Here is a 19,645-nt window from a genome sequence, read left to right as displayed (position 1 = left end):
CGCGGAGCGGCCGACCGGAAGAACCGGCGGTCCGCAAAGCCAAGAAGGAGAAAAGCGCATGGACATTCGTATCTCGGGTCATCAGGTCGCCACCGGCGACGCGCTCAAGGATCATGTCACCGCTCGGCTCCAGGCGATCGCCGACAAATACTTCTCCCGCACGATTTCGGCCGATGTTACCTTCGGCAAGGGGCCGCACGACAATGGCTTCACCGTGGCGATCGTCGCGCACGTCATGCAGGGCCTCGTGCTGAAGGCCAGCAATGACGGCATGGACGCCCATGGAGCCTTCGACGGCGTCGCCGACAAGATCGAGAAGCAGCTGCGCCGCTACATGCGCCGGCTGAAGGATCGCAACGCCGCCGCCATCGCCGGCGCGGCGGAGGCCGGCGGCTATGACGGCTTTGCCGAAGCCGGCTACACCGTCTTCCAGTCGTCCGATGCCGACGAGGAGGAAGCCGCCGAGCACATGCCGATCGTCGCGGAAACCCGCGTCGACGTGCCCGATGCGTCCGTGTCGGATGCGGTGATGATGCTGGACCTGCGCCATACCACCGCCCTGCTGTTCAAGAACAGCGGCACCGGCGCCTACAACATGGTCTATCGCCGCGGCGACGGCACGATCGGCTGGGTCGAGCCGCAGCGTGCGACGGCCGGATAAGCTTCGTTTTGCGCTCGCGGGAGGGAAGGCGTAAGGGCGCCTCCTCTCCCGTGAAAGGCTCTCGTGACCGACCTCGCCGACCTGCTGACCCCCGCCACCGTGGTGGCGGGCGTGCCGGCGACCAACAAGAAGGCCTTGTTCGCCGCGGTCGCTGCCACGCTGGCCGGGGCGCACGGGCTGGAAGCCAAGGCGGTGGCGGACACGCTCGCCGCGCGGGAGAAGATCGGCTCCACCGGCTTCGGCGCCGGCGTGGCGATTCCGCACGGCAAGCTGGCGACCCTGCCGAAGGTGATCGGCCTGTTCGCCCGCCTGGCCCAGCCGATCGACTTTCAGGCGGTGGATGATCTGCCGGTGGACCTCGTGTTCGTGCTGGTTTCGCCGCAGGAGGCCGGGGCGGAGCATCTCAAGGCGCTGGCCCGGGTGTCCCGCACGCTGCGCGACCAGGCGTTCCTCGCCAAGCTGCGCGGGGCCGGCTCGAACGATGCGCTTTATGCGTTGCTGACGGCAGGCTCGGCGTGAGCGACCGCCTGCCCAGCGGCATGCTGGTATCGGCGCTGCTGCGACAGGCGAACGATGCCGGCGGTCTGGGCGTGGTGCTGGCGCGGGGCGACGCACAGGCCGGCGCGATCCTGGTGATCGCGGAGGAGCACGGCACGGTTCGCCTGCTCGAACGCGGGCTGGATGCAACCGGCCGCGCCGCCCTGGTCGAATCGGGACCACAACATCCGGCGTCTGCTGACGAGGTGAGCACCTATTGGCAGAAGCGACGGCGGAGCGATCCGGATCTGTGGGTGCTGGAACTCATCGTCCCGTCGGCGAAACGACTCGTCGCTGAAACGCTGCTGTAACGTTGACCCCGGTTCGCGGGTGCGAAATAGCCACATCATCTGATGAGCGCGTTGTGCCGCGCCGGGTGCGATCCGGTCGGTTACGCAGTCGGGGGGTATGTCCGGCCGGGGTTCGAAAGCGATTTCGCTCGCCCGCGTCCGCACGCCAACCGCATGTCGAAATGTTGAATGTCTTTCTTCCAGCGGGCCGTTACCTTTGCGGCCGTCTCCCTTGGGCTCCTGGGCATCGCCGGCATCAGCACGCCGGGCTTCGCCTTCGAGACCGACCGAACCACCAACGTCCCCGCGACGGGTTCGGTTCCCACCGCACCACAGGTGCAGGGCGTGACGTTCGCTCCCGTTTCCGAGATCGTTCAACAGCTTCCAGCGCATGAAGGCCCGGGCCACCCGGCGCAGGACGCCGCGTTTGCCGCCACGGCGCCCGCCACTTTCGCCTATGCCAGCCTGTCCGCCGCCGTGGAGGCGCAGGACGCCCCCGCCGCGATGAGCGACGACCTCAACTGCCTCGCCGGCGCGATCTACTTCGAATCCAAGGGCGAGCCCCTTGCCGGTCAGCTCGCCGTTGCTGAGGTCATCATCAACCGCAGCAAGTCCGGCCGCTTTCCCGCCGGCGTGTGCCAGGTGGTGACGCAGCGCGGCCAGTTCTCCTTTGTGCGCGGTGGCGCGATCCCGGCGATCGCCGATAGCCCCAACTACCGCACCGCCGTCGCCGTCGCCCAGGTCGCGCTTGCCGACGCATGGAACAGCCCCGCCGAGGATGCGCTGTACTTCCACGCCCGCCGCGCCGCGCCCGGCTTCCGCGCCGTGAAGGTCGCCTCGATCGGCAACCACACCTTCTACCGCTGATCGGAAAGCCCGAGCGGGGGCTTTCCCCCGTTCCCGGCTTGTTCTAACAGCGGGTGGATGCTGGAAACGCCGCCCGCCTGTTCCGATCCCGCGCTGGAAACGCTGTGCGCCGCCGACGTGGCCCGCGGCGTCACGCGCCTTTTGCTGCGCCACGATTGCATCGCCATGTCCGAAGTGCCGCTGGAAGGCGGTCGCCGGTCGGACCTCATGGCGATCGACGCGCGGGGGCAGATCGTGATCGTCGAGATCAAGGTGTCCCGCGCCGACCTGATAGGCGACGGCAAGTGGACCGATTATCTCGACCATTGCGACCGTTTCTTCTGGGCGCTGCCGGCCGGGTTCGACCTGTCCCCGCTCGACCGGCCCGGCTTCCTTCCCGATCGCACCGGCATCCTGCTCGCCGATCGCTATGACGCCGTCGTCGTACGGGAAGCGCATACGCACCCCCTGCCCGCTCCTGCCCGCAAGCGATGCACGCTCGCCTTTGCGCGCCGCGCCGCCCGGCGGCTCCTCGGCCAGCTCGATCCCGACGCCCTGCTCTAGCCGGAGGCCGGCGGTCTACTCGCGCCGGACCTGCACCAGCGCACGTTCCACCCGCGACCACAGGCTGTGTATCGCCTCGACGCCGGTCGATCCGCGCGGCGCGAAGGCACCCAGCGGCGCGCGCCGCTCGGTCATCGCCTCGAACGCGCTCGCCATCGGCACGCTCGGCCACTCCGGATGCCGTTCCAGCGCCTCGCGGTGCAGCGCGCGCCGGCGGTCGACCATCGAGAAGACCGGCGCCAGGGTGACTTTCGGACCCTTCTTCCTGGCGACATGCGCGGCGATCGCGTCCAGCGCGCGGCGCGACAAGGCCGATGGGATCACCGGCACCACCACCAGGTCCGCCGCGCGCATGATCTGGTCGGCGGTGTCGGACAAACCCGGCGGGCAATCGATGACGATGCGGTCGTAATCCCCCGCCAGCCCGTCCGCGATCCGGGCCAGCCGCTTCTTCTTGTCGAGTTCGCGAAAGGCCGAGTCCAGCCCATGAAGCGACGGGTCCGCCGGCAGCAGGTCCAGCCGCTCCACCGCCGTCGGCCGGATCAGCCGGCGCGGATCGGCGGTGCCGCGGATGCTCGCCTGCGCCTCGCTGCCCAGCACTTCATGTCCCAGGATCCAGGAGGCCGCCGCCTGCCCGTCCAGATCCCACAACAGGGTCCGCCGGCTGGACAACGCGGCCGCCGCCCAGGCCAGGTTCACCGCCAGCGTGGTTTTCCCCACCCCGCCCTTCAGGCTGTAGACCGCAAGGATGCGCGCGCTCATTTAGCCGCCTTGCGCAACGCCAGTCGGACGAGCGCGTCCAGCGTCGCGGCGGGGCCGAGCTCCTCCTCGGCGGCGGCCACCGCGGCGGACGCTTCGGCCGGGCGGAAGCCGAGGTTGAGCAGCGCCGACACCGCGTCCTGCGCGGCACCGGCGGGAATCGCCGTCGCCAGGGCCGCCGGGCCGAGCGCCACCGCGCCCACCTTGTCCTTCAGCTCGCGCACGATCCGTTCGGCAAGCTTGGGCCCCACGCCGCTGGCGCGGGCGACCATCGCCTTGTCCTGCGCGGCCACCGCACGGTTCAGCTCCGCCGGTTCGAGGATCGACAGAATCGCCAGGGCCACCCGTGCGCCGACGCCCTGCACCGCCGTGAGCAGCCGAAACCAGTCGCGCTCGGCGGCGGAGGCGAAGCCGACGAGTCGGATGAAATCCTCCGCTACCAGCATTTCGGTGTGCAGCATGACCGCCTCACCCACCGCGCCGATCGCCGCCAGCGTCTTGGACGAGGCGCCCACCAGATAACCGACGCCGCCGACGTCGATCACCGCATGGTCGATGCCGGTCGCTTCCAGTCTGCCCTTCAGGTGCGCGATCATGTCAGCGCCCGCCCGCCATCACCGTCGCGCGGCGCATCATGCCGTCACGACTGGCGAGATGGTGCGCATGCGTGATCGCCACCGCCAGCGCGTCGGCGGCGTCCGGCCCGGCGAGCTTCACCCCCGGCAGCAGGTGGCCCACCATCGCCTGGATCTGGCGCTTCTCGGCACCGCCCGTGCCGACCACCGCCTTTTTCACGACACTGGGATGGTATTCCCCGATCACCAGCCCGGCGGTGGCGGCGGCGAGCAGCACCACGCCGCGCGCCTGGCCGAGCTTCAGCGTCGATTGTGCGTTGCTGTTGCCCAGTACCTCCTCCGCCGCTGCCGTTTCCGGCCGCTCGGTGCGGATCACCTCGCCCAGCGCGTCGAAGAGATTGGCGAGGCGGCGCGGCAGCGGCATGGTCGTCTCGGTCTTGATCTGGCCGTTGGCGACATGGCGCAGGCGATTGCCCTCGGCATGGATCAGGCCCCAGCCGGTGGTGCCAAGGCCCGGATCGAGGCCGAGAATGACCATCTCAGCCCAGCTTCTCCATCACCGCGTCGGATACCTCGTAATTGCCCCACACGGTCTGCACGTCGTCGTCGTCGTCGAGCGCGTCGATCAGCTTGAACAAAGTCGCCGCATCGTCCTCGCCCACCTCGACCATCGTTTGCGGCCGCCAGGCGAGCTTGGCGCCTTCCGGCTCGCCCAGCACCGGGGTGATCGCCGTCACCACTTCGTGCAGCGATTCGTTGGAGGTCCAGATCTCGTGGCCGTCCTCGCTGGACGTCACGTCCTCCGCGCCGGCCTCCAGCGCCGCCTCGAACACCTTTTCCGCATCGCCGGCGCTCGCCGGATAGCTGATCAGGCCCATGCGGTCGAAGCCATGGCTCACCGAGCCGGAGGCGCCCAGGTTTCCGCCGTTCTTGGACACGGCGGTGCGCACGTTGGTGGCGGTGCGGTTGCGATTGTCGGACAGGGCCTCGATGATGAGCGACACGCCGCCCGGGCCGAAGCCTTCGTAGCGGATCTCTTCGTAATTCTCGGTGTCGCCGCGGGCCGCCTTGTCGATCGCGCGCTGGATGTTGTCCTTGGGCATGGACTGCGCCTTGGCGGCGTTCACCGCGGCGCGCAGGCGCGGGTTCATGTCCGGATCGGGCAGGCCCATCTTGGCCGCCACGGTGATCTCTCGCGAGAGCTTGGAGAACATGCCGGAGCGCTTCTTGTCCTGCGCGCCCTTGCGATGCATGATGTTCTTGAACTTGGAATGGCCTGCCATGGGTCGCTCTGTTGTGACGGATCGTGGTCAAGCCTTTAGGGCGCTTGGCCCATTTTCGCCAGACCGAGCCACGTCGCTCTTGCTCCCCTGCCCCTCCATCGGCCAAACGCCTCGGCGATGACCGTCAGCGTAGACATGGGGGCCGACGAGCGCGGCAGCCCCGTGACCATGGATCTCGAGGAACTGCTCGCCACCCGCCTGCTCGTGCAGGGCAATTCGGGGTCCGGAAAGTCGCACCTCCTGCGCCGCCTGCTGGAGCGTTCGGCGGGGCAGGTGCAGCAGGTGGTGATCGATCCCGAAGGTGATTTTGTCACCCTGTCGCAGGCCTATGGCCATGTGGTGGTGGAGGCCTCCGACTATTCGGTGCCGGAGATCGGCCGCATCGCCGCGCGCCTGCGCGAACATCGCGCGTCCGTCGTGCTCAGCCTCGAAGGGCTGGAGGCGGAGGGCCAGATGCGCTGCGCCGCCGCGTTCCTGTCGGCGCTGTTCGATGCGCCGCGCGAGCATTGGTATCCTGCGCTCGTCGTGGTGGACGAGGCGCAACTGTTCGCGCCGACAACGGGCGGCGAAGTGGCGGAGGAAGTGCGCCGCGCCTCGCTGTCGGCGATGACCAACCTGATGTGCCGCGGCCGCAAGCGCGGGCTGGCCGGCGTGATCGCCACCCAGCGGCTGGCCAAGCTCGCTAAGAACGTCGCGGCGGAGGCATCCAATTTCCTGATGGGCCGCACCTTTCTCGACATCGACATGGCACGCGCGGCGGACCTGCTCGGCATGGAGCGCCGCCAGGCCGAGGCGATCCGCGACCTGGCGCGCGGCACCTTCCTGGCGCTCGGCCCCGCGGTGTCGCGCCGCCCGCTGACCGTGCGCATCGGCGCGGTGGAAACCTCCGCGCGCAGCGGCAGTCCCAAGCTCACCCCGCTACCAACCGCGCCGGCGGAGAATTTGGCAGAACTGATCTTCGCGCCCCCGCCGGAGGAGGCGCCGACGCTGCCGATGAACTTCGAAAGCCGCCCGCGCCGCGTGCCCGCGGACGAACTGCTCGGCACGATCGAGCGCCCGGCGCCGCAACCCGGCCTCGCCCCCCTGCCCGACAAGTCGGACGACGAGGTGGAGGCGATCACCGCCGAGGTGCTGCGCGCGATCGTTGCCGATGCGGATGCGGCGAGCCGGCCCGCCTCCGTGCTCTTCCAGGACTTCGGCGTCCGCTGCCGCATGGCCGGGCTCGCCAGGCCGCCGCTGGACCTGCCCGCTTTCACCCGCCGGCTGTCCGCGGCGCGTGCCGGCATCTTCGATGTCGCCGCGCCCGAATGGGCCGAAGCGATGGCGCTGGCCGATACCCTGCCGGACGACATGATCGGCGCCTTCCTGCTCGTCGCCCGCGCCGCGCGGGAGGGCGAGCCGTGCCCGTCCGACGCGCAACTGGCGGAAACCTACGGCACCAGCAGCCTGGGCCGCGTCCGCCGGCTGATCGCCAACATCGAGAACCGCGAGCTGTTCGTCACCCGCATCGACCTGTCTGGCAAGCGCTCCATCACCATCCCGCGCCTCGGCTGGACCACCGCGGCGAGCGAGGCTGGCTGACGCTCAGCGTTGGGTGAAATGCACCACGCGCGTGGCGATCGCCGGCACGAAGCGGCCCTGCTGGTCGACTGCTGGCAGGAACCGCATCGTCTCCACCGCGGCGAGGCACGCTCGCTCGCCGAACTCAGGGGCGGCGGTGGCGGCCACGACGCGGCACTCGCCCGGTATGCCCCCGGCCGACACGGCCAAGCGCAGCATCACGGCCTTGCCGTCAGGCAGACGTCGCCCGGCGAAATAGCGGGTGGCAAAGAGGTCGGGGCCGATCACCGGCACCGCACCGCCGCTGCCGCCGCAGCGCGCGCGATCGTCGGGGTTCGGCGAGCGATGCCACAGCACGCCGACGCGCACGCTGGAGTTCACCGGCGCGCCGGCGACCATCTTCGGCTGCGCCACGCCATGCCTGAGGAGAAGGGCGCAGCTTGCGTCATCCAGAGCGGGGATGCCGCTGGAAACCGCAACCGTGCAATCACGCACCCGCCCCTCCGCGGTAAGGACGAACGATACGCCAACGAAACCGGAGCGGAACGCGGCATCCAGCCCTGCCGGCAGCGCCGTTGCTTCGGGCTGCACCTGCATCCTCGCGCCGAATGCCCGCGCGGCCTTGGTCGTCCTCGCCCATCCGGCGCGGGAAATCTCGCGTTCCTCCTTGCTGGCGGGGGATCGCTCGACCAGGCAGTCGGTCTCAACGTTCGCGGCCCCGGTTTGCAGGACAGCTATCAAGGCAAGCGCCAGCATCGAACATCACCCCCGGGATCGCAGAGGGAGATGGTGCCCGCTAATCGCCCCGACGGCAAACACCCACCCCGGGGCCCGGCCGGTCACCCTGCCAGCAACGATTCCTCGAATCTCGCCAGCAGCTCCGCCACATCGCGGTAGATCGCCACCGCGCCGGCCTCGCGCAGGGCGGACTCGGCAAAGCCGCCGGACAGCACGCCCACGGTGCGCACGCCGGCGCGGCCCGCCGATTCGGCGTCATACGGCGTGTCGCCCACCGCCACCGCGCGGTCCGGCGCGACGGCGGCCTTCTTCAGGGCGACGGCGAAGATGTCGGGCGCCGGCTTGGATGCACCCACGTCGTCCGTGCTGGTGGTCGCGGAGATCACATCGCCCACGCCGAGCAATTCGACATAGTGATCGAGCTCCTCGCCGCTGGCAGAGGAGGCGAGCACCACCTTCGCGCCCGTTTGCCGGACACGGCGGAGGAGCGCCGCGGCATCCGGAAACGGGATCACCCGGTCGATAAAGGCCTGCTTGAACAGGCGGCCATGCTCGTCGGCGAGTTCCTCCTGCGCCTCCTCGGCGAGGTCGGGCAGCAAGGCGGGCACCAGATTATCGCCACCCTTGCCGATCTGTCCGCGGATCACCTCCGCCGGGATGGCGTGGCCCGCGCCTTCGAACACCTGTGCCCAGGCGGCGACGTGCAGTTCGTTGCTGTCCACCAGCGTGCCGTCGAGATCGAACAACACCGCTTCGATCGCCTGGTCTTGCATTCCTGCCTCCTGTCTTGAGGCAGGGAGAACCGGCGCCGTGGGGGAACGATCCCGCGCAATCGTCAAAGAAGCGCGATCAGCAGCCCGCCTGCAAGGCCGACATGCACCATGGCAATGACGTCCAATTGGGTGGCGAACGGTTGCTTGCGTGTCTTGTGGCGATAGTGGCGGCGCGCCCATACAACGCCGGGCGAGCCGCCAAGCGCGGCAAGGCCTAGGAGCGTGGACTCCCGCAACCGCCAGCCACCGGAAACCGCACGCGACTTGTCGATCGCGAAGCACGCGATGGTGGCGGCATTCACCGCCGCCAGCATCAACATCAGCAAGACCGGCATGGACCGAGCCTATCGCAGACCGGTTACGAAAGGCTCTTGCCTCTTCAGAGCATCCCCAACGCCTGGAGATAGGTTTCCAGGATCGCCTCTTCCTCCTGATATTCCTCGCGCTTCTTCTTGCGGATGGACAGGATCTTCTTCATCGCCTTCGGATCGTAGCCGCGGCCCTTGGCTTCCGCGAAGACGTCCTTGATGTCGTCCTGGATGCCCTTTTTCTCTTCTTCCAGCCGCTCGGCCCGCTCGATCAGCAGCCGCAGCTCGTCCGCCGCGACATGACCGCCGCCCATGCCTTCGCCACGCTCTTCCGCCATATGCTTCACCCCCGCCGCGGATCGCTCCGCTGCCCTTTCCCGATCCTGAAATGAGTGCCGGTGGAGCGGTTTCCCGCCACCGGCAGGCGGGCGGCTCTAATGCTTAACCGTTCGCGTCTCAACCCAAAGACTCATCCGCGCCCCGGCTCGGTGATCGCCGGCGGGTCGCTGGCCGGGAAGGATTCGTCCAGCGCCTCGTCGAGTTCCTCGTCCATGTCGCCCGGATCGGGCCGGTTCTTCTCCAGCGACGCGTTCATCCGCGCGACCTGCTCGTCGCTCGCCGGCTGCTGGTGGTTCGCCTTCCATTCGCCGTACGGCATGCCATAGACCGCCTCGCGGCCCTGCTCCCTGGTCACGGCGCCGTCGCTCGCCTCGCTGAGCCAGTCGCCGAGGCAGTTGCGGCAGAAGCCGGACAGGCCCATCAGGTCCACGTTCTGGGCGTCCGACCGGTGGCGCAGATGGCGCACCAGGCGGCGGAATGCCTTGGCGGCGACGGCGTCGTCTATCTCGTTCAGCGTCATGGCGGTGCAGCTCCCGGGTTGATCCCGGGGAGATAGCGATTAGAGCCGGCCGCGCACAAGCCAAGGACTCCTCCCCATGACCAAGGCCTTCCATCCTCGTCCGCGCAAGGTCCGCGTGCTCGCCACGCTGGGCCCGGCGAGCAACAGCGCGGAGATGATCGCGCAGCTTTCCGCCGCGGGCGCCGACGCGTTCCGCATCAACATGAGCCATGGCGACCAGGCTTCCAAGGCGCCCGTGATCCAGGCGATCCGCGCGCTGGAGCAGGAAACCGGCCGGCCGACCACGATCCTCGCCGATCTTCAGGGCCCCAAGCTGCGCGTCGGCAAGTTCGCCGCCGGCCGCGTGACCTTGAACACGGACAGCAGCTTCACGCTGGACCGGAATGCCACCCCCGGCGACGAAACCCGCGTCGAGCTGCCGCATCCGGAGATCTTCGCCGCGATCGAGCCGGGCGCGCGCTTGCTGCTGGACGACGGCAAGCTCGTGCTGCGCGTGCTGGAACATGATGCGGAGCGCATCGTCACCAATGTCGAGGTCGGCGGGCCGCTGTCCAACAACAAGGGCCTCAACGTGCCCGACGTGGTGGTGCCGATGGCGGCGCTCACCGACAAGGACCGCAGCGACCTTGCCTTTGCGGTGGACCAGGGCGTCGACTGGATCGCGCTGTCGTTCGTGCAGCGGCCGGAGGACTTGGCCGAAGCGCGCAAGCTGATCGGCGGCAAGGCGGCGCTGCTAGCCAAGATTGAGAAGCCGGCGGCGATCGACCGGCTGGAGGAGATCGTCGAGAATTGCGACGGCGTGATGGTCGCGCGCGGCGATCTCGGCGTCGAGCTGCCGCCGCAAACCGTGCCGCCCTTGCAGAAGCGCATCGTCGAGGTCTCGCGTCGCCAGGGCAAGCCGGTGGTCGTCGCCACGCAGATGCTCGAGTCGATGATCGAGTCGCCTTCGCCGACGCGCGCGGAGGTGTCGGACGTTGCCACCGCGATCTATGACGGGGCGGACGCGATCATGCTGTCGGCGGAAAGCGCCGCGGGCAAGTGGCCGATCGAATCGGTGGCCATGATGAACTCCATCGGCGTGTCGGTGGAAGGCGACCCGATGCACGGCGATCGCATCCACTTCACCGTGATCCGCTCCGATCCGACCACCGCCGACGCGCTGTCCGAAGCGGCCAAGACGATCGCCGCCACCGTGTCCGCCTCGGCCATTGTCTGCTTCACCACCTCCGGCTCCACCGCCCGGCGCGTGGCGCGCGAGCGGCCGGGCGTGCCGATCCTCGTGCTCACGCCCAGCCAGGAGACGGCGCGTCGCCTGGGCCTGCTATGGGGCGCGCATGCGGTGCACACGCGCGACGTCGAGTCGTTCGAGGAGATGGTGGCGAAGTCGAAGCGCATGGCGCTGCGCCATGGCCTTGCCCGGGCGGGCGACCGGCTGATCCTGATGGCCGGCGTCCCCTTCCGCACGCCGGGCAGCACCAATGTGCTGCACGTGGTGCGCGTCACCGGCGACGAGCTGGAGCGCTACAAGGGGCAAGCGGCGGAGGAATGAGCGGCTGGCGACGGCGTTGGGAGTGATGCGCTCTCCACTTCCACCCGTCATCCCGGCGCAGGCCGGGATCCACCCTGCGGCCAGGTGTGCGTTCTGAGAGAGAATGGAGCGCCCGCGGCTCGGTGGATTCCGGCCTGCGCCGAAATGACGGAGTGTAAGAAGGGGGCGCAACGGAAACGGCGCTACAGCGAGCGGCGGGTCTTCCAACGCACCAACACCTGCTCACCCGCGGACCGGAAACCCCAGCCCGCGCAGCCAGGCCCGCGCCTGTTCCACGCCCGTGAACAGCAGCGAGTGGATGCCCATCGCCTCGGCGGCGGCGTGGTTCGCCGGATTGTCGTCGAGGAACGCCGCTTCGTGGGGCTCCAGTCCGAAGCGCTCCAGCGCCAGGCGGAAGATCGCCGGGTCGGGCTTCACCAGCTTCTCGTCCCCGGAAACGACGATGTCGCGGAAGCGATCGAACAGCGCCGGCCAGGCCGCGCGGAACGGCGGGAAGAACTCGCCCGAGAAGTTGGTGATCGCGAACAGGGGCACGCCGGCTTGGTCCAGCTCGGCGACCAGCTCGTGCATGCCCGCGATCGGGCCGGGGATCGTCTCGTTGAAACGCTCGGCAAAGACGCGGATCAGCGCTTCGTGCTCGGGATGCGCGGCGACGAGCTCCGCCGAGGTTTCGGCGAAGGGGCGGCCCGCATCGTGCTGGAAGTGCCAGTCATGCGTGACGACATCGCGCAGGAACGCGTCGAGCGCCCGATCGTCGGCGATCAGGCGCTCGTACAGGAACCTGGGGTCCCAATCGAACAGGACCTTGCCGACGTCAAAGACGACGGCAGTCGGCCGCATGCTGTTCAGCCCTGGCGGGCCTTGAAGCGGCGGTTGGTCTTGTTGATCACATAGGTGCGGCCGCGGCGGCGGATCACGCGGTTGTCGCGATGCCGGTCCTTGAGCGACTTGAGGCTGTTGCGGATCTTCATGATCGATTCGCTTTTCTAAATCTGGTGCTGTTTGCAGGAAGGCGCCCGCCTAGTGAGGGCGATCGGTCAAGTCAAGGGAAAGGCCCTTGCGGGCACGCAACCCGTCGTGCTTGTGGAGCGTTACATCCCCGCAACGATGGCATGAACGAGAATGAACATGAAGCTGCGAGCAGTGACGGGTCTGGCGGGTGCGGCGCTACTGGCGGCGTGCACCACCACAAGTGCGAGCGGGCCGGTGGAGGTCAGCCGCTTCAACATCGCGAATCCCGGCCAGCCGTTCGAGCGCGGCACGATCCGCGTGGAGCCGGCGCCCGGCGGCGGCCCGCCGAGCCTCGAGTTCAAGACCTATGCCGCCGCCGTCGAGACGGAAGCGCTGCGCAACGGCTATACCGCAGCGGTGCCCAATGTTCGCGAGCAGTACCTTGCGGTCGTCTCGTTCAACCGCGGCGTGCTCGAAGGTCCGCCGCGCCCGCCGGCCTTCAGCCTGGGGCTGGGCCTGGGCGGCGCCTCGTTCGGGCGGCGCAGCGGCGTGGGCGTTGGCGGCGGCGTGGGCGTGCCGATCGGCAAGGAGCGCCGCGGCCGCCAGATCGTGACCACCGAGCTTGCCGTGCAGATCCGCCGCCAGTCGGACGGCACCGCGGTGTGGGAAGGCCGCGCGCAGACCTCGGCGGACGTCAACGCGCCGCAAGCACAGGCGAGCGCTGCGGCCGGCCGCCTCGCCCACGCGCTGTTCCTCGGCTTTCCCGGTGAGTCGGGCCGTACTATCGAGGTGAAATGAGCATCAGCGTCAACGCCGCGTTCGACGGCGGCAACATCCGGGTGGTCGCGATCGAGGGCGACCGCCTCGACCTCGAGATCGTGCGCGACCACCAGTCCGACTTCTACCAGTGGTTCTATTTCCGCGTTGCCGGCGCGAAGGGCAGGGCGCTGACCCTGCGCATCCTCAATGCCGGCGGCTCGGCCTACCCGTTCGGCTGGCCCGGCTACAAGGCGCGGATGAGCGAGGACCGGGTCGCCTGGCGGCAGATCGATACCTCTTATGCGGACGGCGTGCTGGAGTTCCGCTGCCAGCCGTCGGGCGACCTTGCCTGGTTCGCCTATTTCGCGCCTTATACGATGGAACAGCACGAGGCGCTGGTCGCCCGCATCGCGCGCGCACCGGGCGTGATCCACCGCGAGCTCGGCCGGTCGCTCGACGGGCGCGCGATCGACTGCCTGACGGTCGGCGAGGGGCCGAAGCCCGTCTGGCTTTATGCCCGGCAGCATCCCGGCGAGAGCATGGCCGAATGGTGGATGGAAGGCGCGCTGGAACGGCTCACCGACCCCGCCGACCCGATCGCGCGGACGCTGCGGGAGAAGTGCACTTTCCACGTCGTGCCCAACATGAATCCCGATGGCACCTTTCGCGGGCACCTGCGCACCAATGCCGCGGGCGTGAACCTCAATCGCGAATGGCACGAGCCCTCGCTCGAGCGCAGCCCGGAAGTGCTCTGCGTCCGCGATGCGATGGACGGCACCGGCGTCGTCTTCGCGATGGACGTGCATGGCGACGAGGCCATCCCCGCCAACTTCTTCGCCGGCTATGAAGGCATCGAGCGCTGGTCCAATGCCTATGGCGACAAGTTCTACGAATTCGGCCGGCGCCTCGCCGCGCACACGCCCGATTTCCAGACCGAGCAGGGGTATGCGAAGTCGGCGCCGGGCAAGGCCAACCTGTCCATGTCCACCAACCAGGTGGCGCAGCGCTTCGGCGCGGTGGCGATGACGCTGGAGATGCCGTTCAAGGATCACGATCCGAACCCCGATCCCGAGTTCGGCTGGTCGCCGGAACGCTCCAAGGGGCTGGCGCACAGCTGCCTGGAAGTCCTGGCCGACTATATCGACGAGCTCTGAGCAGTCGGGCGTTTCGACAAGCGTTGCCGGAAGCGGTAGAACGATTCCGAAGTCCGAACCGAGGAGCCTTGCCATGCTGCGTGTCGTGCGTCCCGCCTCCTTTGCCGTCCCCGCTGCGCTTGTCGTTGCCGCCATCGCGCCGGCCGCGACGCCCGCCGTTCCGGCCTATGTCCGCAGCGCGCTCGCCGCGCCCGCCCGCGCCGACCAGGCGGCGGACGACGCGCGTCGCCAGGCGGCGGCGGTGCTCGCCTTTTCGGGGGTGAAGCCGGGCGACACGGTGGTCGATTTCCTCCCCGGCGGCGGATACTGGACGCGCATCTTCAGCGGCATCGTCGGGCCGCGTGGCCGCGTGCTGGCGATCTGGCCGCAGGCGGGCGCCAAGTATGCGGAAAAGAGCCTGCCGGCGCTGAAGGCGCGCAACCTCGCCAATGTGACGCCTTCGGTCGATCCCGCGCTCCTCACCGTGGACCGGCCGGTTGATCTCGTCTGGACGGTGCAGAACTATCATGACGCGGCGAACAACGGGGCAGGGGAGGCGGGGCTCGCCGCGCTGAACGCCGCCGTGTTCAAGGCGCTGAAGCCGGGCGGCACCTATGTCCTGATCGATCATGCCGCCACGGCCGGGAGCGGGCTGGCCGCCACCTCGACCACCCACCGCATCGATCCCGTGGCCGCCAAGGCACAGGTGCTGAAGGCCGGCTTCCAGTTCGTGGGCGAAAGCCGCGTGCTCGCCAATCCGGCCGACGACCACGGCAAGAACGTGTTCGATCCCACGATCCGCGGCCACACCGATCAGTTCGTGTTCAAGTTCCGCCGGCCGCGCTGAACGCTTCCCCCGGCCACGCGTTGGATCGACCGTGAACAACCATGGAATGCTTCTGCTGCTGATCGTGCTGGGCGCGTCTGCCGGCATCCTGGCCTCGATCGTCATGGATGTGTTCCAGGCGCTCGCCGCCAGGCCGTTCGGCATCCCCGGGAGCAGCGAAACTGCCACCGCTGCCGCAGCCGACAGCGCCAGCAAGGTGACGACGGGCAAGCCGGTGACCCAAAGGCGCCGGCAGAACGCCGGACGGCTCGTCCACTATCTCACCGGGATCGCGCTCGGCATCCTCTACGTGCACACCGTGTGGATGGACCCGCATGTCGCGATCGGCTTCGGCGTGGTGTTCGGGATCGTCGTGTCGGTGGTGCTGGACGACGTGCTGGTGCCGCTGTTCGGCTGGGCGCCCTGGCCCTGGGCGACGCCGCTCAACGTGCATGCCTATAGCCTGGCCAGCCATGCCGTGTTCGGTGCCGTGCTGGAGGCCTCGCGCCGCCTGATCTGGCACTGGCTGTTCTGAGCCGCCTTGCCGCGCGCCGCCCGGACGGGGCGGGGATTTGTCAGATCAGCGCTGCGGTCAGCGTCGCCCGGGTGCCCTGTTCCCGCGCGTCGTACAGCACCGCGCTTTGCAGGCTCTGCGCCATGGCGCGGATCAGCTTGGTGCCCACGCCCGTCCCGCGCGGTGCGGCGTCCAGGTCGATGCCGCAGCCGTCATCCTCCACCGCCAGCGTGAAGCGGTCGCCTTCCGCACCCAGCGCCACTCGCACCTCGCCGGGGCCGCTCGCCGGATAGGCATATTTGCAGGCGTTGGAGACGAGTTCGTTGACGATCACGCCCAGCGACACGGCGCGGTCGGTCGCCAGCAGGATCGGCTCGGCGGTGAGCCGCAGCGTGCGCGGCGCAGCGGGGGTGGACCAGGTTTCGCCCAGTTCCTCGATCATCGCGGCGAGATATTCGCGCATGTCGATCTGCTGCACGTCGTCCGACGTGTAGAGCCGCCGGTGCACCTGTGCGATCGCGGCGATGCGCGTCTGCGTGTCCTCCAGCGCGTCGCGCGCGCCCGGGTCGCTGGTTGCGCCCGCCTGCAACCGCACCATGGCCGACACCATCTGTAGCGAATTGGCAACACGGTGGTTCACCTCGCGCAGCAGGGCGGCGAGCCGCTCGTTGCCGGCGCGCAGCTGTTCCTCGGCCGCGCTCTTCTCGCGTTCCAGCCGGCTGCGATCGAGCACCTGGTCGAAGGTGGAGACCAGCAGGTCGAAGAAGTCGTCGCCGATCGTCTTGACCACGTAATCGGCAGCCCCCGCCTTCAACGCGGCCACCGCCACCCGGCTTTCCTCGGAACCGGTGACATAGACCACAGGCGGCGCTTCCGGCAGCGCGTGCAGCCGCGCCATCGTCTCCAGCCCGTCCATCTCCGGCATGTAATGGTCGACGGCCACCAGGTCGAACCGTTCGGCCGCCGCTATTTTCAGCCCTTCGGCCCCGCTGTTGGCGGTGGTCACGGCATAGCCCCGGCGCCCCAGCACGCGCGCCGCCAGCCGTGCCAGGCCGGCGTCGTCGTCGATGTAGAGGATCCGCGCGCCGGCGTGCATATGCGGTCAGGCCTGCTCGGGATCCGGCACCTGAATCACCGACAGGAACAGCCCGAGCTGGCGGATCGCCTGCGCGAAGCTTTCGTAGTTCACCGGCTTGGTGATGTAGACGTTGCAGCCCAGGTCGTAGCAGCGCTGGATCTCCACCTTGTCGTCGGTGGTGGTCAGCACCACGACGGGGGTGCGCTTCAGGGAAGCGGGGCCGCTCTTGATCCTCGCCAGGATGTCCGTGCCGCTCATGTCCGGCAGGTTGAGGTCGAGAAGGACCAGGGCAGGGCCGTTCAGCGCCGGCCCTTCCGAGGCATTGAACAGATAGTCCAGCGCGCTGGTGCCGTCGGTGAAATGCGTGATGTCGTTCAGGATGCCCGCGCGCCGGATGTTCTTCTCGATCAGGCGCGCATGGCCCTCGTCATCCTCGATCATCACGATGCTGACGGAGCGGTGGTCGTTCATCTGGCTTCCTCGTTCATTACGGTCGGCAGGCTCAACCGGAAGGTGGAGCCCTGCCCGAATTCGGAACGCACGTCGATCGTGCCGCCGAGCCTATAGGCGAGCGCGCGCACATGCGCGAGCCCAATGCCTTCGCCCGGCTGATCCTGCTGCCCGGAACGCCGGAACAGGTCAAAGATGCGCTGGTGGTCATGGGCGGAGATGCCGCGGCCATTGTCCTCCACCTCGATGATCGTGCGGCCGGCCCAGGCGCTGCCGCGCACGACAATGCGCCCCGGTCGGCCCGGTTGCAGGTATTTCACCGCATTCTCGATCAGGTTGGACAGGATCTGCTCGAGCGCCAGACGATCGGTGGTCATCTCCGGCATGGGCCGCTGCACGGTGATGGTGGTGCCCTGTTCGTCCAGCCGGTGCTGAAGCGAGGCCGCGATCCCGTCGGCGAGCGCCGCCACGTCCACCGTTTCGCGCAGCAGCACGCGGCGGCCCTCGCGGGACAGCTTCAGGATCGCGTTGATGAGCCGGTCCATCTTCTGGGTGGACGTGCGGATAAAGCCGATCGCCTCGGGCAGGTCCTCGCGCGCGGCAAAGCGCGCTTCGTCCGTCACGATGTCCGGCGCGCGTTCCTCCGCGCGGTCGATCAGTTCGCCGATCGCGCTGGTCGCCGCATCGAGTTCGGCGGTGAAGCCCATCACGTTGACGAGCGGCGAGCGCAGGTCGTGGCTGACGATATAGGCGAAACGCTGGATTTCCTCGTTCGCGCGGGTCAGGTCCTCCGTGCGTTCGGCGACCAGCGTTTCCAGGCTGTCGTTCAAGGACTGCAACTGGTCGCGCGAGGTGCCGAGGTCGCTGGTGTAGCGCAGCACGGTGGCCAGCGAGGCGAGGGCGGAGAGCACCAGCAGCACGCCTGCGATACCAAGGGTGACGTAGAACGCGCGGAGGCTGGCCGCCTGTTCCTCCCGCCGGCGATCGAGCAGCACGCGCTCCGCGGTCACCATGGCACCGGCGCGATCGCGGATGCGGCGCATGCGGCGGGCGCCGGTCTCGTCCGCGAACAGCCGAACCGCGGCGGGCCGGTCGCCGGCGGCCATCAGGGCGACGCTGGCGTTGCGCACCCGCTGCAGGTCGTTGAGTTCGCGGCGGAGAGCGGCCAGGTTGCGCTGCTGCTCCGGATTGTCGCGGCTTAGCCAGTGCACGCGCCACAAGGCGGGCTGGACCTTGGTGGCGGCCTGCACATAGGTGGTGCGGTAGATTTCCTGTCCGGTCAGCAGATAGCCGCGCCGGGTGGCTTCGGCCTGCTCCACCCCGTTCAGCGCCTGGGTGATGGCGATTTCCACCTCGTAGGTGTGGCTGACCCAGCGCGACAGCTCCTGCGTGCGCGTCGTCATCCAGGCCGCGGCGACCACGGCGATGATGACGCTGGCGAAGCCGAGCGCCATGCACGTGACGAGAAAGCGGTTGGCCAGACCTTCCCCGACGCCGAAACGCTTGATCCTGCTCGCGATCATCACCGCCGCGCCCTAGGGCGTGTACTCATAGCTGGCAATGGTCGTGATCGCCCGGGAAGGGCCGCCGACGAGGAGCGTAGCGCAGACGCGTAGCTGCAGCTACGCGCAAGCAAGCGACGCTGTTCGGCGGCCCTTCCCGGGCGACCGCTGCGCGGCGGGCCGCTTTTGGCGCCAGGCGGCGTCGCGCGTCGATCACGATGCTTGTGCATCGCTCTCTCCTCGCTCCTGGCCTGGCGCCAAAATCGGCTCCGTCCCGACCGTTGCCAGCTATGAGTACACGCCCAAGCGGCAAGACGGTTGCTAGAGCAAGCTTCCTTGCAGGCTAGGGCGTCCGACCGCGCCGCCGCCGCGGCGACGCGCATATTCCGTTTCCGCGGTGAAGCGCACGTCCGGGTCGCGATCGGTCAGGAAGCCGGCCAGGCTCTCCTCGTCGATCTCGCGCCAGTCCTTGCCGCGATCCGGGCCGTAACGGACGCGGGGCAGCAGGCCGGGCTGGCGCGACCAGTCGAGCAGCTGCGCCAGGCTCGCCTCGTTCAGCATGTCGCGCAGGTGGAACGCGGTGACATAGGCGTCCGGAAAGGCGCGGTGCGCGGGCAGTCCGCGTTCATGCTCGATGCCGTGCGGCTTGCGCCAATAGCGCAGCACCTGGTTCGAAAAGGCCGGGCTGTCCGGCCAGAGCCTGAGCGCGCATTTCCAGGTGCAGATCCAGTCGGCGCCGCCGGACAGCTGCGGCGTGCAGAACTGCTGCTCGAAATCGGCGCGATGCGCGGCCAGCGCCAGGCGCTTCGGATAGGGATCGAGCACGCGGCGAGCCACGTCGTGCCAATAAGGCGCGTCCGCCACCTGCTCGTCGAGGATATGGTGCACCGCCTGGGTGATCGGCGGGATGGGCCGGCCGGGGTTGACCATCAGGTTCCCGCCCTCGCCTTCCAGCTCCCAGCGACCGTCCGCGCCCAGCGCGACGTCCTGCCAGCCGATTTCCAGCACGCCGTGCGCGGGCGGGGCGCTGCCGGTGGTCTCGAGGTCGATAACGCGGACGATCTGGGGTTTGGGGGGAGGCATGTTGGCCGTATGTGGGCGCGAAAGCCTGTCAAATCCAGCCCTTGGAG

Annotated in this window: 26 protein-coding genes; 11 read left to right on the top strand and 15 right to left on the bottom strand. The window is 68.8% G+C overall.

Features of this window, described 5'->3' with window-relative positions; translation table 11 throughout:
* The first annotated feature begins 58 nt into the window (after positions 1-58).
* The 5 genes from hpf (at position 59) to DVW87_RS13310 (ending at position 2,898) form a co-directional block, all read left to right on the top strand.
* The gene (gene hpf, locus DVW87_RS13330) at positions 59-661 is read left to right on the top strand and encodes a ribosome hibernation-promoting factor, HPF/YfiA family (protein ID WP_114688317.1); all 603 of its coding nucleotides are present in this window, start codon (positions 59-61) and stop codon (positions 659-661) included.
* A gap of 63 nt (positions 662-724) precedes the next feature.
* Positions 725-1,180: a PTS sugar transporter subunit IIA gene (locus DVW87_RS13325; protein WP_114688316.1), complete on the top strand. Its 456-nt coding sequence runs from the start codon at positions 725-727 to the stop codon at positions 1,178-1,180.
* A complete protein-coding gene (locus tag DVW87_RS13320; RefSeq protein ID WP_114688315.1) occupies positions 1,177-1,509 on the top strand; it encodes a DUF1491 family protein in 333 nt (110 codons plus the stop codon). Before DVW87_RS13325 ends, DVW87_RS13320 begins: the two co-directional genes overlap by 4 nt.
* Before the next feature lie 168 nt (positions 1,510-1,677).
* The gene (locus DVW87_RS13315; RefSeq protein WP_114688314.1) at positions 1,678-2,355 is read left to right on the top strand and encodes a cell wall hydrolase; all 678 of its coding nucleotides are present in this window, start codon (positions 1,678-1,680) and stop codon (positions 2,353-2,355) included.
* 57 nt (positions 2,356-2,412) lie between these two features.
* A complete protein-coding gene (locus DVW87_RS13310; protein WP_114688313.1) occupies positions 2,413-2,898 on the top strand; it encodes an MmcB family DNA repair protein in 486 nt (161 codons plus the stop codon).
* Positions 2,899-2,913: 15 nt separating this feature from the next.
* On the opposite strand, the gene DVW87_RS13305 is transcribed toward DVW87_RS13310, so the two are convergent.
* From DVW87_RS13305 to DVW87_RS13290, 4 genes are read right to left on the bottom strand one after another with little or no spacing between them, the layout of a single operon-like run.
* Positions 2,914-3,660: a ParA family protein gene (locus DVW87_RS13305; RefSeq protein ID WP_114688312.1), complete on the bottom strand. Its 747-nt coding sequence runs from the start codon at positions 3,658-3,660 to the stop codon at positions 2,914-2,916.
* Positions 3,657-4,253: a Holliday junction branch migration protein RuvA gene (gene ruvA, locus DVW87_RS13300; RefSeq protein ID WP_114688311.1), complete on the bottom strand. Its 597-nt coding sequence runs from the start codon at positions 4,251-4,253 to the stop codon at positions 3,657-3,659. The genes DVW87_RS13305 and ruvA overlap by 4 nt, the downstream gene beginning before the upstream one ends.
* Before the next feature lies 1 nt (position 4,254).
* Entirely contained in the window at positions 4,255-4,770 is a 516-nt protein-coding gene (ruvC, locus tag DVW87_RS13295) for a crossover junction endodeoxyribonuclease RuvC (protein ID WP_114688310.1), read from the bottom strand.
* A 1-nt stretch (position 4,771) separates the two neighbouring features.
* Positions 4,772-5,515, bottom strand: a complete 744-nt coding sequence (locus tag DVW87_RS13290; protein ID WP_114688309.1) for a YebC/PmpR family DNA-binding transcriptional regulator — start codon at positions 5,513-5,515, stop codon at positions 4,772-4,774.
* 117 nt (positions 5,516-5,632) lie between these two features.
* Between DVW87_RS13290 and DVW87_RS13285 the strand changes: the two genes are divergently transcribed.
* Positions 5,633-7,096 (top strand): helicase HerA domain-containing protein, encoded by a 1,464-nt coding sequence (locus DVW87_RS13285; protein ID WP_114688308.1) that lies wholly within the window; start codon positions 5,633-5,635, stop codon positions 7,094-7,096.
* 3 nt (positions 7,097-7,099) lie between these two features.
* Here DVW87_RS13285 and DVW87_RS13280 read toward each other — a convergent pair whose 3' ends face one another.
* The 5 genes from DVW87_RS13280 to DVW87_RS13260 form a co-directional block, all read right to left on the bottom strand.
* Positions 7,100-7,831, bottom strand: a complete 732-nt coding sequence (locus DVW87_RS13280) for a TonB family protein (RefSeq protein ID WP_114688307.1) — start codon at positions 7,829-7,831, stop codon at positions 7,100-7,102.
* An 83-nt stretch (positions 7,832-7,914) separates the two neighbouring features.
* Entirely contained in the window at positions 7,915-8,586 is a 672-nt protein-coding gene (locus tag DVW87_RS13275) for an HAD family hydrolase (protein WP_114688306.1), read from the bottom strand.
* Positions 8,587-8,648: 62 nt separating this feature from the next.
* Positions 8,649-8,921 (bottom strand): DUF1294 domain-containing protein, encoded by a 273-nt coding sequence (locus tag DVW87_RS13270; RefSeq protein WP_114688305.1) that lies wholly within the window; start codon positions 8,919-8,921, stop codon positions 8,649-8,651.
* A 44-nt stretch (positions 8,922-8,965) separates the two neighbouring features.
* Positions 8,966-9,208 carry a DUF2312 domain-containing protein gene (locus DVW87_RS13265; protein WP_220149832.1) on the bottom strand — a complete coding sequence of 81 codons (243 nt, stop codon included), beginning with the start codon at positions 9,206-9,208 and terminating at the stop codon, positions 8,966-8,968.
* A 155-nt stretch (positions 9,209-9,363) separates the two neighbouring features.
* On the bottom strand, positions 9,364-9,753 hold the full coding sequence (locus DVW87_RS13260; protein ID WP_114688303.1) for a DUF1244 domain-containing protein: 390 nt from the start codon (positions 9,751-9,753) through the stop codon (positions 9,364-9,366).
* A gap of 76 nt (positions 9,754-9,829) precedes the next feature.
* Between DVW87_RS13260 and pyk the strand changes: the two genes are divergently transcribed.
* Positions 9,830-11,302, top strand: coding sequence for a pyruvate kinase (gene pyk, locus DVW87_RS13255; RefSeq protein ID WP_114688302.1), 1,473 nt, complete (start codon positions 9,830-9,832; stop codon positions 11,300-11,302).
* A gap of 222 nt (positions 11,303-11,524) precedes the next feature.
* Here the strand turns inward: pyk and DVW87_RS13250 are convergent, their stop codons facing one another.
* A complete protein-coding gene (locus DVW87_RS13250) occupies positions 11,525-12,142 on the bottom strand; it encodes an HAD family hydrolase (protein ID WP_114688301.1) in 618 nt (205 codons plus the stop codon).
* 5 nt (positions 12,143-12,147) lie between these two features.
* Entirely contained in the window at positions 12,148-12,273 is a 126-nt protein-coding gene (ykgO, locus tag DVW87_RS13245) for a type B 50S ribosomal protein L36 (RefSeq protein ID WP_003046794.1), read from the bottom strand.
* A 157-nt stretch (positions 12,274-12,430) separates the two neighbouring features.
* Between ykgO and DVW87_RS13240 the strand changes: the two genes are divergently transcribed.
* From DVW87_RS13240 to DVW87_RS13225, 4 genes are all read left to right on the top strand, one after another.
* On the top strand, positions 12,431-13,051 hold the full coding sequence (locus DVW87_RS13240) for a hypothetical protein (RefSeq protein WP_114688742.1): 621 nt from the start codon (positions 12,431-12,433) through the stop codon (positions 13,049-13,051).
* On the top strand, positions 13,048-14,166 hold the full coding sequence (locus tag DVW87_RS13235; RefSeq protein WP_114688300.1) for a M14 family metallopeptidase: 1,119 nt from the start codon (positions 13,048-13,050) through the stop codon (positions 14,164-14,166). The genes DVW87_RS13240 and DVW87_RS13235 overlap by 4 nt, the downstream gene beginning before the upstream one ends.
* A 73-nt stretch (positions 14,167-14,239) precedes the next feature.
* Positions 14,240-14,992, top strand: coding sequence for a class I SAM-dependent methyltransferase (locus DVW87_RS13230; protein ID WP_220149828.1), 753 nt, complete (start codon positions 14,240-14,242; stop codon positions 14,990-14,992).
* A 31-nt stretch (positions 14,993-15,023) separates the two neighbouring features.
* Entirely contained in the window at positions 15,024-15,506 is a 483-nt protein-coding gene (locus DVW87_RS13225; protein WP_239017911.1) for a DUF1440 domain-containing protein, read from the top strand.
* A 40-nt stretch (positions 15,507-15,546) separates the two neighbouring features.
* Here the strand turns inward: DVW87_RS13225 and DVW87_RS13220 are convergent, their stop codons facing one another.
* The 4 genes from DVW87_RS13220 to DVW87_RS13205 form a co-directional block, all read right to left on the bottom strand.
* Entirely contained in the window at positions 15,547-16,581 is a 1,035-nt protein-coding gene (locus DVW87_RS13220; RefSeq protein ID WP_114688299.1) for a sensor histidine kinase, read from the bottom strand.
* Between the two features lie 6 nt (positions 16,582-16,587).
* Positions 16,588-17,034: a response regulator gene (locus tag DVW87_RS13215; protein WP_114688298.1), complete on the bottom strand. Its 447-nt coding sequence runs from the start codon at positions 17,032-17,034 to the stop codon at positions 16,588-16,590.
* Positions 17,031-18,536, bottom strand: a complete 1,506-nt coding sequence (locus tag DVW87_RS13210; RefSeq protein ID WP_114688297.1) for a sensor histidine kinase — start codon at positions 18,534-18,536, stop codon at positions 17,031-17,033. Before DVW87_RS13210 ends, DVW87_RS13215 begins: the two co-directional genes overlap by 4 nt.
* A gap of 300 nt (positions 18,537-18,836) precedes the next feature.
* Positions 18,837-19,598, bottom strand: a complete 762-nt coding sequence (locus DVW87_RS13205; RefSeq protein ID WP_114688296.1) for an exonuclease domain-containing protein — start codon at positions 19,596-19,598, stop codon at positions 18,837-18,839.
* Between the last annotated feature and the right edge of the window lie 47 nt (positions 19,599-19,645).

The sequence above is a fragment of the Sphingomonas aracearum genome, assembly GCF_003345355.1.
Classification (GTDB): Bacteria; Pseudomonadota; Alphaproteobacteria; order Sphingomonadales; family Sphingomonadaceae; genus Sphingomonas; species Sphingomonas aracearum.
The sequence above is the reverse complement of the archived record's forward strand: the minus strand, read 5'-3'. Positions and strand labels throughout refer to the sequence as shown.